General features: G+C 68.4%; 16 protein-coding genes and 1 riboswitch. Of the genes, 8 read left to right on the forward strand and 8 right to left on the reverse strand.

The features are described 5' to 3' along the window. Window positions 1-107: 107 nt before the first annotated feature. Window positions 108-1,001: a glucose 1-dehydrogenase gene (locus tag LDO22_RS04085; RefSeq protein ID WP_224026183.1), complete on the forward strand. Its 894-nt coding sequence runs from the start codon at window positions 108-110 to the stop codon at window positions 999-1,001. Between the two features lie 42 nt (window positions 1,002-1,043). Here LDO22_RS04085 and LDO22_RS04090 read toward each other — a convergent pair whose 3' ends face one another. The 4 genes from LDO22_RS04090 to LDO22_RS04105 are packed head-to-tail and all read right to left on the reverse strand — an operon-like array spanning window position 1,044 to window position 3,774. Beyond that, window positions 1,044-1,490 (reverse strand): DUF1810 domain-containing protein, encoded by a 447-nt coding sequence (locus LDO22_RS04090; protein ID WP_224026184.1) that lies wholly within the window; start codon window positions 1,488-1,490, stop codon window positions 1,044-1,046. A gap of 20 nt (window positions 1,491-1,510) precedes the next feature. Further along, complete coding sequence (locus LDO22_RS04095; protein ID WP_224026185.1) at window positions 1,511-2,041, reverse strand: DNA alkylation repair protein; 531 nt, start codon at window positions 2,039-2,041, stop codon at window positions 1,511-1,513. After that, window positions 2,038-2,397: a TraR/DksA C4-type zinc finger protein gene (locus tag LDO22_RS04100; protein ID WP_224026186.1), complete on the reverse strand. Its 360-nt coding sequence runs from the start codon at window positions 2,395-2,397 to the stop codon at window positions 2,038-2,040. Before LDO22_RS04100 ends, LDO22_RS04095 begins: the two co-directional genes overlap by 4 nt. A 21-nt stretch (window positions 2,398-2,418) precedes the next feature. Continuing rightward, window positions 2,419-3,774 carry a lytic transglycosylase domain-containing protein gene (locus LDO22_RS04105; protein WP_224026187.1) on the reverse strand — a complete coding sequence of 452 codons (1,356 nt, stop codon included), beginning with the start codon at window positions 3,772-3,774 and terminating at the stop codon, window positions 2,419-2,421. 224 nt (window positions 3,775-3,998) lie between these two features. Further along, window positions 3,999-4,198, forward strand: a riboswitch (cyclic di-AMP (ydaO/yuaA leader). A gap of 3 nt (window positions 4,199-4,201) precedes the next feature. On the opposite strand from LDO22_RS04105, the gene LDO22_RS04110 reads away from it, so the two are divergent. Then, window positions 4,202-5,047: a LysM domain-containing protein gene (locus LDO22_RS04110; RefSeq protein WP_159631865.1), complete on the forward strand. Its 846-nt coding sequence runs from the start codon at window positions 4,202-4,204 to the stop codon at window positions 5,045-5,047. Window positions 5,048-5,155: 108 nt separating this feature from the next. Here LDO22_RS04110 and LDO22_RS04115 read toward each other — a convergent pair whose 3' ends face one another. From LDO22_RS04115 to LDO22_RS04130, 4 genes are read right to left on the reverse strand one after another with little or no spacing between them, the layout of a single operon-like run. Further along, window positions 5,156-6,616: a protein adenylyltransferase SelO gene (locus LDO22_RS04115; protein WP_224026188.1), complete on the reverse strand. Its 1,461-nt coding sequence runs from the start codon at window positions 6,614-6,616 to the stop codon at window positions 5,156-5,158. After that, on the reverse strand, window positions 6,600-7,547 hold the full coding sequence (locus tag LDO22_RS04120) for a ribonuclease Z (protein ID WP_224027156.1): 948 nt from the start codon (window positions 7,545-7,547) through the stop codon (window positions 6,600-6,602). The genes LDO22_RS04115 and LDO22_RS04120 overlap by 17 nt, the downstream gene beginning before the upstream one ends. After that, window positions 7,540-8,064 (reverse strand): DUF664 domain-containing protein, encoded by a 525-nt coding sequence (locus LDO22_RS04125; protein ID WP_159631863.1) that lies wholly within the window; start codon window positions 8,062-8,064, stop codon window positions 7,540-7,542. The genes LDO22_RS04120 and LDO22_RS04125 overlap by 8 nt, the downstream gene beginning before the upstream one ends. Window positions 8,065-8,115: 51 nt before the next feature. Then, the gene (locus tag LDO22_RS04130) at window positions 8,116-8,547 is read right to left on the reverse strand and encodes a hypothetical protein (RefSeq protein ID WP_224026189.1); all 432 of its coding nucleotides are present in this window, start codon (window positions 8,545-8,547) and stop codon (window positions 8,116-8,118) included. Between the two features lie 169 nt (window positions 8,548-8,716). Here LDO22_RS04130 and LDO22_RS04135 point away from each other — a divergent pair, with 169 nt between their 5' ends. The 6 genes from LDO22_RS04135 to LDO22_RS04160 all read left to right on the forward strand — a co-directional run bounded on the left by LDO22_RS04135 (window position 8,717) and on the right by LDO22_RS04160 (window position 16,879). Next, a complete protein-coding gene (locus LDO22_RS04135; protein ID WP_224026190.1) occupies window positions 8,717-9,793 on the forward strand; it encodes an AI-2E family transporter in 1,077 nt (358 codons plus the stop codon). Between the two features lie 109 nt (window positions 9,794-9,902). Next, a complete protein-coding gene (locus LDO22_RS04140; protein ID WP_224026191.1) occupies window positions 9,903-10,769 on the forward strand; it encodes a universal stress protein in 867 nt (288 codons plus the stop codon). 63 nt (window positions 10,770-10,832) lie between these two features. After that, window positions 10,833-12,398: a DUF4389 domain-containing protein gene (locus tag LDO22_RS04145; RefSeq protein ID WP_224026192.1), complete on the forward strand. Its 1,566-nt coding sequence runs from the start codon at window positions 10,833-10,835 to the stop codon at window positions 12,396-12,398. 74 nt (window positions 12,399-12,472) lie between these two features. Further along, the gene (locus tag LDO22_RS04150; RefSeq protein ID WP_224026193.1) at window positions 12,473-12,940 is read left to right on the forward strand and encodes a universal stress protein; all 468 of its coding nucleotides are present in this window, start codon (window positions 12,473-12,475) and stop codon (window positions 12,938-12,940) included. Window positions 12,941-12,983: 43 nt separating this feature from the next. Next, window positions 12,984-13,982, forward strand: a complete 999-nt coding sequence (locus LDO22_RS04155) for a polysaccharide deacetylase family protein (RefSeq protein WP_224026194.1) — start codon at window positions 12,984-12,986, stop codon at window positions 13,980-13,982. Between the two features lie 50 nt (window positions 13,983-14,032). Further along, window positions 14,033-16,879 carry an HAD-IC family P-type ATPase gene (locus LDO22_RS04160; protein ID WP_224026195.1) on the forward strand — a complete coding sequence of 949 codons (2,847 nt, stop codon included), beginning with the start codon at window positions 14,033-14,035 and terminating at the stop codon, window positions 16,877-16,879. Window positions 16,880-16,928: the final 49 nt, after the last annotated feature.

A 16,928-nucleotide genomic window follows, 5' to 3' on the forward strand; every position in this document is an offset into this window, starting at 1 on the left:
GGAACCGTAAGCATGCTTAGTTTTTAGTGGTTGCCCCGGCAGCCCGGGGCTGCTGCACCATCCGGGCGAAGAACCAGCCCGCGTCCCGCACGAACAGGAGTACCACCATGACTGACCAGTACACCTTCCGTAATCCCGTGACTGCCTACGAAAAGATCTCCCCGCCCAAGCAGCACCAGCCCGAGCCCGGGCTCGATGCGGACCTGGCGCCCAAGGCCGACCTCGGCGAAGAGACCTACCGGGGCACCGGGCGGCTGGAAGGCCGCCGGGCCATCGTGACCGGCGCGGACTCAGGCATCGGGGCAGCAACGGCGATCGCTTTCGCACGGGAGGGCGCCGACGTCGTGCTTTCCTACCTGCCGCAGGAAGAGGAGGACGCCTCGCGCATTGCCGGACTCATTGAGGCCGCCGGCCGCAAGGCCGTCAAGGTACCCGGCGACCTGAAGGACTCCGCCGTGTGCCGGGAACTGGTGGACACGGCGGTGGCCGTGCTGGGCGGGGTTGACATCCTGGTCAACAACGCCGGAAAGCAGGTTGCGCAGGAGGACCTGCAGGACATCAGCGACGAGCAGTTCGACCACACGCTGAAGACCAACGTCTATGCCATGTTCTGGGTGACCAAGGCCGCCGTGCCGCACATGCCGGCGGGCTCAACCATCATCAACACCACGTCGATCCAGGCCTACAACCCGTCCCCCACGCTGGTGGACTACGCCACCACCAAGGCCAGCATCAACAACTTCACCAAGGGCTTGGCCCAGCAGCTGGCGCCCAAGGGAATCCGGGTAAACGCGGTGGCCCCGGGGCCCATCTGGACGCCCCTGCAGGTCAGCAGCGGCCAGCCCAAGGAGGAACTGCCCGAGTTTGGCCAGTCCACTCCCCTGGGCCGCGCGGGCCAGCCCGCCGAGCTCGCCCCCGCCTACGTCTTCCTGGCCTCGCCCGAGTCCAGCTATGTGGTGGGTGAGACGCTCAACGTCAACGGCGGCAGCCCAACACCGTAGCGCGCCCCGCGCTCCCCGCAGCAGCGGGACAGCCGCCGGAGGTCAGCCAGCCGCGTCCTGGCCGGCCAGGAGCTCGTCCGTGGCCGGGTCCGGTTCCCCGTTGAAGAACTGGGCCAGGACGGTCTTGAACACTGTTTCTCCGGGCGCCGCCCGGAGGAACAGTGTCATGCTGGAGCGGAGTTTCCTGGCGTCGATTCCGCCGAAAATGTCTTCGGCCGACTGGTCGGCGTGGTTTGCCAGGACCAGCGCGCACTCCAGGAGCCGCGGACCCAGCACCTCGTGGTCCAGGTAGGCGCGGGCCTCCGCCAGCGAGGAAATGGCGTACTTGCGGGACGTGTCGCTCTGTCCCAGCCCGGCAATCTGCGGGAAGACAAACCACATCCAGTGCCCGGACTTCCTGCCGACCTGCAGCTCGCCCAGCGCCTGCTCATAGGTTCCGCCGGTGTTTTGGGCGGCAACAAAACGCTCAAGGTCAAACGGTTCATTCATGTGGATCTCCTCGGTACGTTTCAAATGGACAAGTGTTTTTCAAGGGCGCCGGCCGCCGCCCGCAGCTGCGGGTCGGGGTCTTCCCGCCACCGCGCCAGGACAACACCTGCCCGCTGCCGCTCGCGCTCCCCCAGCCCCGCCAGCAACGGGACCAGGACGTCGGTAAGAAGGGGCCCGGTCAGGTCCGCCGCCTGCGCGGAGCGAAGGAAGCCCTCCAGCCGGGTCAGGTCAGAGTGACGGAGCAGCCGCAACCGTGACTGCAGCAGCACCACCGCTGCCAGGCGGCGCTCGAACACCGGCCGGGAACCGGGCCGCGGCTGACCCCACAGGGCGGAGGCCAGCATGACCGTGCCGTCATGGTCCAGGTCCTTGAACTTCCGCAGCGCATCACGCACGGTCCCGCGGACGGCCCCCACAGACGAACCATAAGAGGCCAGTACCCCGCCCAGCCGGGCGCCGACGTCGTCCGCACGATACCAGGCGCCCTCGTTCTGCAGGGTCCGGTCCACGAAATCCGCCGCCGCGGACACAACGTCCGCCGTACCGGTCACAGTCCGCGCCCGGACGCCGCGTGCCGGATGCAGTACGGGGTCCAGGGGCGGGCTTCAAGCCTGCCCTCGGCGATGGGCTCCCCGCAGACGGCGCAGGTTCCATAGGTCCCCGCCGCCAGCCGGGCAAGGGCCGCCTCAATCTGGTCCAGGCCCGCCGAACTCTGTTTCAGGAGCGCGGAGGCCTGTGAGAGTTCGAAGGCGATGGTGGCACCCTCGGGATCGTGCTCGTCGTCGACGTTGGAATCCTGGCGCGCCGAGTTTGCTGCCTCGATGTCCGCCCGCAGCGCCGGCAATAGTGCCAGGCGCCGCGCCCGCTCCTCTTCGAGCAGCGCACGGAACCGTTCGAAATCTGGCATGTTGACAGCCTAACGCGTCAGTCAGTACCAGTTCAGGGATACGGAGTGGTTCCAGGCCGCGCACGGGGAACCGTAGCGGTCGCGGATGTAGCCCAGGCCCCATTCGATCTGGGTGCGGTAGCTGGTGAGCCAGTCACCGCCGGCGCTGGCGTACTTCCCCGGGGGCAGGGCCTGCGGAATCCCATAGGCTCCGGAATAGGCGTTGGTGGCGGTGGTCAGCCAGTTGGACTCCTTGGTCCACAGCTGGGCCAGGCACAGGAACTGGTCCTGGCCCCACCCGTAGGCGGGCAGGCGTCCGGACGCGTAGCTTTTGGCCCCGGCGGGGTCGTTCACCGCACCGCCGGGAACAGAAGGCACGACGACGGCGGGAGGGCTTGGCGGGGCCGGTGCCGGGTCTTCCGGAGCGGGAGGGCCGGGGTTGCTGACGCCGGGATTGCTGACGGCGCCGGGGGCCGGACCGGGTTGGGCCGGATTGGCCTGGCCAGGGTCGGCAGCGGGTGCGGGCGCCTTTGGCTGCCGGGCTGCCACTGCGGCCGCCCTGGCTGCAGCCTCCGCCTGCCCGCGGGCCTGCTCCTCAGCGGCGGCACGTTTGGCCGCCTGGGCCGCCTCGTAGGCGGCCAGTGCGGCCTGGCCCTGGCGGTACTCACCCTCCATGGCCGCCGTCGTACCTTTCAGGGTGGCGAGCTGGGCGGTCAGCTCGCTGCCGTGCCGCTGCTCCTCTGCGACGCGCCGGGCCAGCGAATCCTGGGCGGAACGTGCGGCGTCCAGTTTTGCTTTCGCTTCCCCGGACAGGCGTTCCCGCTCGCTCCTGGCGGCTTTTTCCTGTTCGGTGAGGGCGGTGGCCGTCTTTTCGGCGGCGGCAGCATTGGCGACCAGGGTGGCAGTCTTGTCGCCCACGAGCTTGACCAGGTTGAGCCCCTGGACGCTGTTGGTTTCCAGGGCGTCCAGCGCGACGAAGAATCCTGCATTGGTACCGCCGGTCTTGTAGGACTGGACGGCCAGGGCACCGATGTCCTTCCGGTGCCGGGCCAGCTCCGCGTTGGCACGGGCAGCGTGGGCGGACAGGGTATCCAGGCGGGAGGTGGCTGCCTGCAGCGCGGCGTCTGCGGCGGCATAGTCGGCGGCCGAGCGCACGGCCATCCCGCCTGCTGCCTCCGAATCCGCCTCAAGGTCCGTCAGGAGTCCATTAATGGTGGCGATTTCTGCGGCTTTTGCCGCTTCGGACGATTTCGCCTCCTGCACGTCCGCCCAGGAGGGATACCCGCCGGGCGGTGGCGGCTCGTCGGCCGCCGCCGGCAGCATGGTGCCTGCGGCCAGGGCAAGGGCCAGGAGGCCTCCCTGCCAAGGGAGCCTCGCGATGGTCACGAACAGGGGCATAGTCCGGAAGCTTACCGCCGGATTCCCGCGCAACGCAGGCTGCTGTTTCCACATTGTTACCGTGCTCAACAGGAAAAGTATCAGCAGAGGTCCGCCCAGGAACGCCCTGGAATGTCCAGACGTTTGCGCAATGCGAGAGAAGAACCTCGTATGTTATCCAAATGTGACAATTGCGATGCACCTGGGTTATGGTCGACTGGTGTCCCTCTCAGACGGGACATTCCCGTCAGCATGCCGAGCCCTGCCGCTGATCATGGGATCCAACCGCTCCAGTTGGCAGGGACGGGGGAACCAAGTTTCCACGGCCATATTGTGGCCTAGGGGTTAAGTCGAATGCGCTTCCGCCTACCGCGGAGCCGCTTCCGGCCGGGTATCTCCAGCCCGAACCCGACAGCTCACCCCGCAGGCATGGGAGAGGCGATCAACCGTGTCAAAAAATTCCATTTCAGCCCGTCACCGCGCGACTCCGGCCCGCTCCATTGTGCTCGAGGGCCTCGCCGTAACAGCAAAATCCCAAGCCCGCTCGCTGGGCCGCCCGGCGCTCGCCGTTGCTGCAGCGTCCGGCATTGCCTTCGGAGTCGGCGCCCCGGCCCATGCAGGTGTATCCGGCCCGGACACCACTGAGCAGACCAGCGTCCAGGCCACCTCGGCACCCGCTGCCCCGGCCGCAGCCCCCGCTGCAGCAGCAGGCAACGTCCACACCGTCGTTTCCGGCGACACCCTTGGCGCCATCGCTTCAGCCTACGGCGTCAGCCTCAATGACGTGCTGTCCGCCAACGGCCTGGGACTGTCCTCGATCATCTACCCGGGCGACCAGATCCAGATTCCGGGCGCAGGCTACACCGCAGCCCCGGCGCCGGCCCCTGCAGCAGCACCCGTGCAGGCCGCAGCCGCCACCGCTCCGGCGAACACCGGCATGAACATGTCTTACGCCTCGGCAACCCCCGTGGCATCAACCACCGGCACCGGCACCGGCGCAGCGATCCTCGCCTCGGCCTACGGCCAGCTGGGCGTCAAGCAGGATTGCACCGCCATGGTCGAGAAGGCGCTGCGTTCCGTCGGCAAGTCCGTGGGCGACCTGGCCCCCACCCAGTTCTTCCAGTACGGCACCGTTGTAGGCGCTCCCGCCCCCGGCGACCTGATCATCACCTCCGGCCACGTGGGCGTTTACGCAGGCAACGGCCAGGTTGTCAGCGGCGGCGTCAACGGCTTCGACACGCAGGTGCACTCCATCAGCTGGCTCGGCGGCTACTCCGCTGTGCGCGTAGCCTAGTCTTCGCACTGTCCGGTGCCCTTGGCGGCCCCGGACGAAGCAGGAGGGTGGCAGCCGGGAATACCGGTTGCCACCCTCCTGTCGTTTTGCCCCCGCGGCCCGCTGCGGTCAGGTGCCGCAGAAGGTCATGTAGCTGCCGAAGTCGTCGGGCGCCCCCTGCAGGTAGCGTTCCAGGCCGGGCCGCTCGGTGAAGGGGGCGCTGACCGCCTCCAGCAGTTGCTGCAGTGGAGCCAGGTTTCCGGCGGTGGCAGCGGACAGCGCCTCTTCCACCAGGTGGTTCCGCGGAATGTAGGCCGGGTTCACGCTGTCCATCAGCTCCGGGTCAGGTTGCAGCGCCTGCCACCGGTCCAGCCAGGCATCGAGGGCGGCCAGGTCGAGGACCATGCCGCGCACGGGACGAAGGTCCCCGCGGGCCGCTTTGCCCAGGTTGCGGAAGAACAGGGTGTAGTCCACGGGTCCGTCCTTAAGAAGGTCGAGGACATCATCCACCAGGGCCCCGGCGCCGTTTTCATCGACGCTGTCCAGTCCCAGCTTGGCCGTAATCCCGCGGGTCCATGCCTGGCTGTAGTGGCCCCGGAAACTGCCCAGGACCTCCACTGCCGGGGCCACGGCCTTCTCCTGGTCCTTGTCAATCAGCGGCAGCATGGCCTCGGCGAGCCGGGCCAGGTTCCATTCGGCCAGGACAGGCTGGTTGGCATAGGCATAGCGTCCGCCGACGTCAATGGAACTGTAAACGGCGGCCGGGTTGAAGGCATCCATGAACGCGCACGGGCCGTAGTCGATGGTTTCCCCGGAGATGGTCATGTTGTCCGTGTTCATGACCCCGTGTACGAAGCCAACGAGCATCCACCGGGCCACCAGCTCCGCCTGGGCGGAGACGACCGCCGCGAACAGCGCAAGGTAGGGGTTGTCGGCATCCGCCGCGTGGGGGTAGTGCCTGCCGATGGCGTGGTCCGCCAGCCGCTTCAGGAGGTCCATATTTTCGGTGGCGCGGGCGTACTGGAAGCTGCCGACGCGCAAATGGCTGCCCGCAACCCGCGCCAGGACGGCACCGGGCAGCATGTCATCGCGCCGGACCTGCCGGCCGGTGGCCACGACGGCGAGTGAACGGGTGGTGGGAATGTGCAGTGCGTGCATGGCCTCACTGACTATGTACTCACGCAGCATGGGCCCGACCACGGCACGGCCGTCCCCCGCGCGGGCGAAGGGCGTTCGCCCCGAACCTTTGAGATGGACGTCCAGGAGGCGGCCGGCCCGGTCAGTGACCTCGCCCAGCAGCAGGGCCCGTCCGTCGCCGAGCAGGGGCGAATACCCGCCAAACTGGTGTCCGGCGTACGCCTGCGCCACGGGTGTGGCACCGGCCGGCACATGGTTTCCCACAAGGAGCCGCACACCCTCGGGGCTGCGCAGGTACTGCGGGTCGAGGCCCAGGTCCGTTGCCAGTTTCTCGTTCAGGACGAGGAGCTCAGGGCTGGGCGCTTCCTCGGCCTGCCAGGGCACGGCGAGTTCCGCCAGTTCCCGGGCGAAACGGCCATCGAAAGTGACCGTGGATTCAGCTGCTGCCGTCATGGTTCAACCCTATCGCCGTTGTTGGGGCCGCAGCCTCTGCCGCTGGTTGCCGCCGCCGTGGGACGGGGATGCGGTCAAGGTCGTTGGCGGCGATCACGGTAACCCCCGGAGCCCGTGCCTGCGCCTGTTGTTCCAGCACGGAAACGTCGTCGCCGTACCGTGCGGAGAAGTGGGTGAGCACCAGGGTGCGGGCCCTGCCGGAGGCCGCCAGCTCCCCGGCCTGCCCGGCAGTGAGGTGCAGGTATTGCCGTGCCAGGGCGTCGTCGTCGTCACTGAACGTTGACTCGGTGACCAGCAGGTCAGCCCCGTCCGCCAGGTCCTCGGCGCCCGGGCACGGCGCGGTGTCCATAATGAAGGCGAAGCGCTGGCCCGGCCTGGGTACGCTCACATTCTCCAGCCTGACTGCCCCAAGGACGCCGTCGCGTTGCAGCCGGCCCACATCCGGCCCTCCGATTCCTGCCGCCCGGAGCCGCTCCGGCAGTAACGTGCGTCCGTCAGGCTCCCTTAGCTGGTAACCGTAGGTCTCGATGCGGTGCCTCAGGGGCTGCACCTCCAGGCAGTCCGCCACGGGCCCGGCGCCCGAATGCGGGTGGAGCCGCAGGTCGATGCCGGGCGAACCCACTGCCACCAAGGCCTGCACCACCGGGTCACCCGACGCCGGATAGTGCAGGTGGACAGGGTGTGGCACACCGTCAAGGGCCATCCGGGACAGGACCCCAGGCAACCCGTAGCAGTGGTCACCGTGCACATGGGTGAGGCAGATCCTGGTGATGTGGCCGGCCGCGACGCCGGCGTGGATCATCTGGCGCTGGGTTCCCTCACCGGGGTCGAAAAGCAGCCCCTCGCCGTCCCAGCGCAGGAAGTAGCCGTTGTGGTTCCGGGTCCGGGTGGGAACCTGGGAAGCGGTGCCCAATACCACCAGTTCACGCACCGCCGGCGCCTGCCGTTCCGCCATGCAGCCCCTTGGCGTAGGCGGCCTGGCCGATGTGCTGAAGGCAGTCCCCCAGAATGCTGACCAGCCGCACTCCGAGGGTCACAGGTGGATTCCAGTGCCTGTCAACCACGCGGTCCAGGTCCGGATCAGCAATGTCTTCCAGGACCTTGGCGGTCTGCCGGTGGACGGCTTCGTAGTACTCCTGCAACAGCTCCCGCGGCGCCCTGACGGCGTCCACCTGTTCACTGGAGTGGCCGTAGCCCGTGTCGCGTTCCCCCAGCGGAAGGCCGAAACGCTTAACGAAACCTTCAGCGGTCCACACCTGTTCCAGGCCCGCAGCGGAGGCTACCTGCGCATCCTCCACCCGGCCCGTATGCCAGATCAGCCACGCGATGGAATTGCCGTTGCCACCCGGCCGGCGCTGCAGCTGCGCCGCGTCCAGCCCGTCGAGGGCCTCCCGGACCAGGCCCGGGAGCCGGTCGAAGGACTCCAGCAGCAGTTCTTTGGATTGCATGGGTCTCCCTCCCCTGCCGGCCGGGCCACGCCGGCTCGGCCCGCGGGGTTGCTAGCGTTCCAGGTCGTCGGGCTCAAACTCGCTGAGCGGCGAGCCGCCAAAATTCTCCTCGTCGTCGCTGCCGTCAGCCTCGAGGCCGGTGGGGGCTTCCCCAAAATCGACATCCGCTGCGGCCTCCCCCAGGGTGGGGGTGTCCGGCGATACCTGCTCATCGCCCGAACGGTACCGCGCCCGGGCGCTTTCATCCCGCAGCGCCTGGTCGCTCAGGAAGTCCTCCTCTTCACCGGAGAGGGCCTCGTCCTGCAGCAAGGGGTCCTCCTGCCAGCGGTCGGGGTTGTTTTCGGCAGCACCCGGGTAGCTGTCAGGCTCCCCCGATACGGGGTCCAGTTCCAGGGACGACGCCGCGCCGGGAGTTTCGTCGAGAAGCACGTCGTCCTGCTCCACGACTTCCAGCTCATCGTCCGGGACGTTCTGTTCAGTCATGATGGTGCCTTTCTCGTTGCGGTGGGCAGACAATAGTAAGCATACTGACCAACTAATGCTGATGGAACCTCAGGTGCACCCGGCAGCAAGGAGAAAGCCCATGGAAGGCAATGAACCCCTGGACGGGGACGCGGCAGATCGCTCCCGTCCGCGGTCTTTTAGCGGCCGGATGTCCCTCCTGTGGACCGACGGCCTGGGCCGGGCAAGCATACGGGCAGTCCAGACGCTCTCCCTACTGGCGCTCGCCTGGGCAGTGGTGACGGCCGCGACCAGGGTTCCCCTGGTCACCATCCCGGTGATGGTGGCCTTGATCCTGGCCTCGGCCATGGCTCCCGCGGTCCGCTGGCTTGCTGCCCGCGGCTGGCCCCGCGCCCTTGCCGTCCTGTCGTCCTTCCTGGTGATCCTGGCAGGGGCGGCCGGCGTGGTGGGAGGCATCATCACACTGGTCAGGCAGCAGGCCTCCGTCCTGGCAGCCCGGGCAGAAGCCGGTATAGGCCAGCTTCAGCAGTTCGTTACCACCGGCCCCGTGGCGCTGACGAACGACCAGATCAATGCCGCGCGGGAGGAGTTCCAGAAGTTCCTTGCCGGCGGGAGCCTGGGGGCCGACGCGTTGACAGGGCTGAGAACGGCTGGTGAGATTGCGGCCGGCTCGGTGCTGACAGCAGTCATCCTGTTCTTCTTCCTCAAAGACGGCGAGAAGATCCGGTCCTTCCTGATCGGGTTTCTCCCGGCAACCCGCCAGGGCAAGGCACATCTGGCGGCCGGGCGAAGCATCGTGGTGCTGGGCGGTTACGTCCGCGGGACGCTCATCATCGCTGCCATTGACGCCGTGATGGTCCTGATCGGACTCCTGGTCCTGCGGGTCCCCCTGGCAGTGCCGCTGGCCGCCGTGGTCTTCCTGGGTGGTTTCATTCCGATCATCGGAGCAACCGCCGCCGGCAGCCTCGCGGTGCTGGTGGCCCTGGTGGAAAACGGGCCGGTAACCGCCCTCATTGTCCTGGTGATCCTGGTGGCCGCCAACCAGTTCGAGCACCACATCCTCCAGCCCCTCTTCATGGGCCGGGTCCTGCGGATCCACGGGCTGGTGATCATCCTCGCCCTGGCCGCCGGGGCCACCCTGGCCGGCGTCATCGGGGCCCTGCTGGCAGTGCCGCTCACCGCCGTCGGCTGGACCATCTTCAAGACCCTCGCGGAAAAGGACACTCCGGGCCCGGAGCCCGTCGCTCCGGCAGAACCGGGAGCGTAGAAGCGCCTGAGCAGCGCTTCCGTGACTTTTGGCCCTAGAGTGCCGCCAAGGCCGGGGCCAGTCTTGAAAGGCAGGAAACCCCAGTTCACGACGAGCAGGAAGAGCGGCCATGACATCGCAAAAACCCATAGCTGCGGGCACCAACGACTCAGCCCAAAGCCAGGCCGCGGTCCTGTGGGCAGCCCGCCGGGCCCACCGGGCGGGCCTGCCACTGGTGGTCCTCCATGTGGTGGACGACCGCTGGGTTGCCGAACCCTATCCGTGGTTCGGAACCCTCCAGCAGGCGGGCGAGGAACTCCTCAAGACCGCCGCCAGGCGCCTGGAAGGAGCGGTTCCCATCACGCCCGCCACGGAACTGCTCACCGGAAGCGTGGGCGGCTCCCTGGCCAAGTACTCCAAGAAAACTTCGATGATGGTCATTGGGTCCGGCAGCGGCCACCTCGGCGGCGCCCTTGCCGACCGCGCCCTCCAGGTGGCCACCGCTGCCAAGGTCCCCGTCGCCGTCGTCGGAACCCAGGACCTTGAGGGCAGGTCGGGAGTGGTGGTGGGCGTTGACGGGTCACCGGAGGCCACCCAGGCCGTTGCCTTCGCAGCCGCTGAAGCAGACCGCGAGGGAGACGAGCTCACGGTCGTGTACGCCGTCAGCGTGCCCGATCCCATCATCGATGCCGGTCTGACGCCGGGTGCCCTCGCGGACCTCATCGTGGACGAGGACCGGGTTGTCCTCTCCGAAACCGTCGCCGGGCTGAAGGAAGACTACCCCGACCTCACCGTGCACCAGCGGCTGGAAACCGACAAAGGCCCCGTGGACGCCCTCGTCGAAGCCGCAGCAGGAGCCCGGCTCCTGGTGGTGGGCAGCCGCGGCCGGGGCGCCTTTAAACGCCTCCTGCTCGGCTCCACCGCCCACGGGGTCCTGAAGCACCTGCCCTGCCCCACCATCATCACCCGGACCCAGGCAGTAACGAATGCCATCTAGGCAGCACCGCCCGCTGATCCTCCCACCGCCCTGCCCGCATACCTAACGCGGAAGGTTCACCCCATGAAGAAGCCCGCAGCCATCATCATGCTGATCCTCGGGATCCTGATAACGCTTCCGGGCCTTGCCGCGCTGGCGGGCGGGGCCGTGGCGTCGGCGGTGGGAACCATCCAGGGGGACGGATACCTGACGTCCGGCTCATCGCGTTTCTCCGTGAGTTCATTCGCCCTGACCTCGCCGCGGGCAGACGCCATTGGAGACGACGTTCCCGGCAGGCTGCCCTTCGACGTCGGAACCCTGCGGCTGCGCGTTGAATCAGTGACCCCGGACAAACCGGTGTTCATTGGCATCGGCCGGCAGGCCGACGTCGAACAGTACCTCTCAGGCGTGCACCACTCGGAGCTGCTGAACATCCGCCAGCGGCCGTTCCGCGCCGAATACCGCGATGTACCGGGCGGCAACCCGGCATCACCGCCCGCGGACCAGCGCATCTGGACCGCCTCCGCGTCGGGAACGGGACAGCAGGAGCTCACCTGGAACATCACGCCGGGCGCGTGGGAAGTGGTGGTGATGAACGCCGACGCCTCCCCCGGGGTTGATGTCCAAGCGCAGGCCGGCTTCCGCTCGGACCTGATCCGGCCGGCAGCCACGGGCCTGCTGGTGGGCGGGATCATCGCCCTGCTGATCGGCGTTCCCCTCATCATCTTCGGGGCCGCGGGTCTGGGCCGGCACGCCGCACGCCCTGACGGCGGGCGCCCCATGGGTGGTCCGGACATGGGTGGTCCGGACATGGGTGCGGGCGCGTATCCGGCAGCGGGATATCCGGGAACCGCATATCCGGGAGCGCGGGCAGTGCCCGAAGCCGTTCCCCCGCCCCAGCCATCCGCGGCGGGACCGGGAGGGCGCCCCGGCTACCCCTCCAGCCTCTTTGGTGAGCTCGATCCCGGGCTTTCACGCTGGATGTGGCTGGTCAAATGGTTCCTGGCCATACCGCATTTCATCCTCCTCTTCTTCCTCTGGTTCGCGTTCGCCATCACCACCATCGTGGCGGGGTTCGCCATCCTCTTTACCGGCCGCTATCCGCGGGCGCTGTTCGACTTCAACGTGGGCGTCATGCGGTGGAACTGGCGTGTGGCCTTCTACGCCTACGCCGCCGTGGGCACCGACCTGTACCCGCCGTTTACGCTCAAGCGCGCCAATTACCCGGCCGATTTTGACGTGGAGTACCCGCAGCGGCTCTCGCGCGGACTGGTCCTGGTGAAATGGTGGCTCCTGTCCATCCCGCATCTGCTCCTGGTGGCCGCTTTCGCAGGGAGCACGGAAAGCGTCTGGCGGTGGCAGTCGGAGGACAACGTCCTTGGGGCCACCTACGAACGGGTCTCCGGGCCGTCCCTGCTGGGGCTGCTGGTGCTGATAGCGGCAGTGATCCTGCTGTTCACCGGCCGCTACCAGCGGCCGCTGTTCGACTTCATCCTGGGCATCAACCGCTGGATTTACCGTGTCCTGGTGTACACGGCGCTGATGCGTGACGAATATCCGCCGTTCCGGCTGGACCAGGGCGCCACCGAACCGGAGGGGCCCGGAGATGTGGTTCCCACCGGGGGCGTGCCGCCTGCGGGTGCGCCATGACCTTCGGCCCTAGCCCCGCCGCGCGCCTGCAGGCATGATGGGCCTGACAACGCGGGTCCGACGAGGGAGCAAACATGAGCATTGCCGGGGCACCAATAGCCAGGATCGTGGTAGGCGTCGACGGGTCGGAGGCGTCCGTGGAGGCACTTCGGCAGGCCCAGCGGATGGCCACCCCCCTTGGCGCCAAGGTCCAGGCCATTGCCTGCTGGGAGTACCCGCAAATGTACAGCGGTTACGTGATGATGGGCGTCGAGGGCTTCGAGGAGGGGGCCCGGAAGGTCCTGGACGATGCTGTGGCGCAGGCCTTCGGAGACGAGACACCGGCCAACGTCAGCTCGACCCTTGTGCGCAGCCATCCCCGGGAAGCGCTGATCGATGCCAGCCGGGACGCCGACATGATCGTGGTGGGGCGCCGGGGACACGGCGGGTTCGGCGGCCTGCTCCTTGGCTCGGTCAGCTCCGCCATCGTTGCGCACGCCCATTGCCCCGTCCTTGTGGTCCACACGGCGGAGACCGAAGCCGACGGTTCCAAGGGTTCCTGAACGGAACATCGGCGGCAGGCACGGCTGACTTCCAAGGCAGGTGATGGTGGTGCCGGCCAGTGACGCACGACGACGGGCGCCCGCCATAGCGCTCGCCGCCGCCCTGGCGGTCCTCGCCATCATCCTGGCCCTGTTCCTTCCGGCACCCACGTCCGGGCCGCCGTCGGCCTCCCCGTCCCCATCACCGGCGCTCCCATCGCCGCTGCCGGGACCAACAAGTCCGCCGGCCCCGGGCAGTTCCCCGCCGGCAGAGGAGCCGCAGGAAACCGATACCCCCGAAGCAGGCCAGGCTCCGGTCGAGCCACCTGTGACCGTTCCGCCGGTGCCAGTGCCACCGGTTCCCGAACCGGAGCCGCCTGAAGCGCCGGCCCAGCCTCCGGAACCGGCCCGGCCGGCGCCGTTTCCGGAATCCCTCCGCGGCCAGGACCTGACCGTCATTCCAGGGGCAGGCCGTGTCGTGGCCCTGACCTTCGATGCAGGAGCCAACGCGGCAGGGCTGCCAAAAATCCTGTCGGCCCTTGCAGCCCGGGGCGTTGCCGGGACTTTCTTCCTGACCGGCAACTGGGCGGCGAACAACCCGCGGGCCGAGGCGCAGATCGTGGCCGCCGGGCACCGTGTGGCAAACCATTCGATGACCCATCCGGGGTTCACCAGCCTGGGAGATGACCTGATCGCGCAGCAGGTGCGCGGCGCCGAGGAGGCCATCCTGGCTGCCGGGGCCGACCCCAGGCCGCTGTTCCGGTTCCCCTACGGCGAACGCGACACCCGCACCATCGCGGCGGTCAACACCCTGGGGTACGTGTCCGTGAGGTGGACCGTGGACACCCTCGGCTGGAAAGGCACCAGCGGCGGCGCCAGCATCCAAACGGTGGCCGACCGCGTCCTGGCAGGGCTGCAGCCCGGCGAAATCGTCCTCATGCACATCGGGTCCAACCCCGACGACGGGACGACGCTGGACGCCGACGCCCTCCCCCAGGTCATCGACCGCATCACGGCCGCGGGGTACGGTTTCGCCACCCTCGACGCCGTGCTGGGACACTGATCAGGGCGGCGGCACCCGTGGCGAAGCACAGGCCCTCCCGGAACAGCCACGTGACGGCCCGGCAGCCGGACCCGTCCGGCAGTGGCACCGGACCCGGAGACGCCGGGGATACGGCCCACCACGGATTGCCCGTCCACGAGGTGGTGTTGCTGCTTGAGACGGATGCCGCCAGGGGCCTTGACCAGGAAGAGGTGGCGCGCCGGCGTGCCCAGTTCGGCGTCAACGAGCTGCCGCGGTCACAGCGCGCAGGCATCGCGCGCAAACTCGGACGCCAATTCAACAATCCGCTGGTCTATGTGCTGTTGGCCGCTGCCGTGGTCACCGTCTTCCTGGGCGAATTCCTTGATTCCGCCGTGATCCTTGCAGTGGTCCTGGTCAACACGCTGATCGGCTTCGTCCAGGAGGTCCGGGCAGAGGCGGCCCTGGATGCCCTCCATTCACTGGTCCGCACGCATGCGGCCGTGATGCGCGGCGGCGAACGGAAGCATGTCCCGTCCGAGGACCTGGTCCCCGGCGACCTCGTCCTGCTGGAAGCCGGCGACAAGGTACCGGCCGACCTCCGCCTGGTACGCCTGTCCGCCCTGCGGGTGGACGAATCCGCACTGACGGGCGAATCCGATCCCGTAGCCAAGGACGAGGTGGTGCTGCCTCAGGTCACGCCCGTGGCGGACCGGCGGAACATGCTGTACAGCGGCACTCTGGTGACCGCGGGAACCGGTGCGGGAATCGTGGTGGCCATCGGCGGCGAAACCGAACTCGGCGAAATCCACCGGCTCATGGGTGCCGTCCGGCCCGTGGCCACGCCGCTGACCTTGAAACTGGCACGGTTCAGCACCACCCTCACCGTCGCCATCCTGGCCCTCGCCGCCGTGGCGTTCCTCGCCGGACTGGCACATGGCGAACGGCCGGGACAGATGTTCACGGCCGCCGTCGCCCTGGCCGTGGGGGCCATCCCCGAGGGACTTCCCGCCGCAGTGACGGTCACGCTTGCCATCGGCGTGCGGCGCATGGCCCGGCGCCGTGCCGTGGTGCGCCGGCTGCCCGTGGTGGAAACGCTGGGCAGCACCACGGTGATTTGCTCGGACAAGACGGGAACCTTCACCGAGAACCAGATGACAATCCGTGCGCTGTGGACGCCCTCCGGGTGGTACGACGTGACAGGCTCCGGCTACGGGCCGGAAGGACACATCACCCCGTCGGCCGGACAGCACCCCGCCGCCCCACAGCACCCGGACGGCCGGAACCTGGCCGCCGGTGTGACACGTCCCGGCGGTGCCGCGCAGCCCGGCGGCGCCACGCACCCCGGGGATGCTGCGCTGCCCAAGGATGATGCGCTGCAGTGGTCGCTGTTGGGCGGAGCAGCCTGCAATGACGCCAGCATCCGCAGGGAGGGGTCCGGCTGGCAGGTGCGCGGTGATCCTACGGAGGCCGCGATGCTTGTGGCGGCAGGAAAGGCCGGCATCAAGGTGCAGGACTTCCTGGCTGCCAACCCGCGGCAGGCAGAGCTGCCCTTCACGTCCGAGCGGCAGTTCATGGCCACGCTCCACGCATCCACGCTCCCGGAGGACGGCGGCACAGTATTCGTGAAAGGCGCCGTGGAACGTGTCCTGGAGCTCTGCGCCCACGAAATGGACGGCCAGGGCGCCGACAGGCCCGTTCGCAGGCACGCCGTGCTCGGTGCAGCCCACGCGCTCGCGGACGACGGGCTCCGGGTCCTTGCCACGGCCATGATGAGCCTTCCCGCCGGTTCGGGCCCCCTCTCCGCCACGGAGTTGCGGGGCCGGATGACCCTGACCGGGCTTCACGCGATGCACGACCCACCGCGGGAAGCAGCCGCAGCCTCGGTGAAGGCGTGCCAGCGCGCAGGCGTGGGCGTGAAGATGATCACCGGGGACCACGTGCGCACCGCCGTCACGGTGGCAGCGGCCGTGGGGCTGGCTGCTGACAGCGCCGCGGGGACAGCCCTGACCGGGGCGGACCTCGATGCCATCCCGGCGGACCGGCTGCCGGAGGCCGTAGAGCGGGCCACGGTGTTCGCCCGGGTTTCACCGGAACAGAAGCTTCGGCTCATCGGTGCCCTGCAGTCCCGCGGACACGTGGCCGCCATGACCGGGGACGGCGTCAACGATGCACCCGCCCTTCGCCAGGCAAACGTGGGCATCTCCATGGGGCGCAGCGGAACGGAAGTGGCCAAGGAAGCATCGGACATTGTCCTGACGGACGATGACTTTGCCACCATCGAGGCGGCTGTCGAAGAAGGCCGTAACGTCTTTGACAACCTGACCAAATTCATCGTCTGGACCCTCCCCACCAACATGGCCGAAGGCCTGGTGATCCTCGTGGCCATCCTGCTGGGGGCGACGCTGCCCATCCTGCCCACCCAGATCCTCTGGATCAACATGACCACCGCCGTCGCCCTTGGCCTGATGCTCGCCTTCGAGCCGAAGGAACCGGGACTGATGTCCCGCCCGCCGCGCCCACCGGACCGCCCCCTGCTGACGTGGGCGCTCACAGTGCGGGTCCTGCTCGTTTCAGCCCTCCTGGTGGCCGGCACGTGGTGGCTCTTTGAACACGAGGTGGCCACCGGCGCCTCTGTTGCCCAGGCCCGCACGTCGGCCGTGAACCTGTTCGTGGCCGTGGAAGTTTTCTACCTTTTCAGTTGCCGGTCCCTGACCCGGCCGGCCTGGCGGATCCATCCATTCGGCAACCGGTGGCTCCTCGTCGGCGTCCTGGTCCAGGCAGGCGGCCAACTGGCCCTCACCTACACACCGCTAATGAACGGGCTCTTCCACACGGCCCCCATCGGAGCCGACGCCTGGTTGCGGATCCTTGGGCTGGCCCTGCTCGCGTCCCTGGCCGTCGCCGTGGACAAGCGGCTCCGGCGCCGCGGCTTCTAGGACCCGGTCCCACCGGAAAGCCCTGCAGCCGCGGGCCGAAACAGGACCA

It is taken from the genome of Arthrobacter sp. NicSoilC5 (genome assembly GCF_019977395.1).
Taxonomy (GTDB): Bacteria; Actinomycetota; Actinomycetes; order Actinomycetales; family Micrococcaceae; genus Arthrobacter.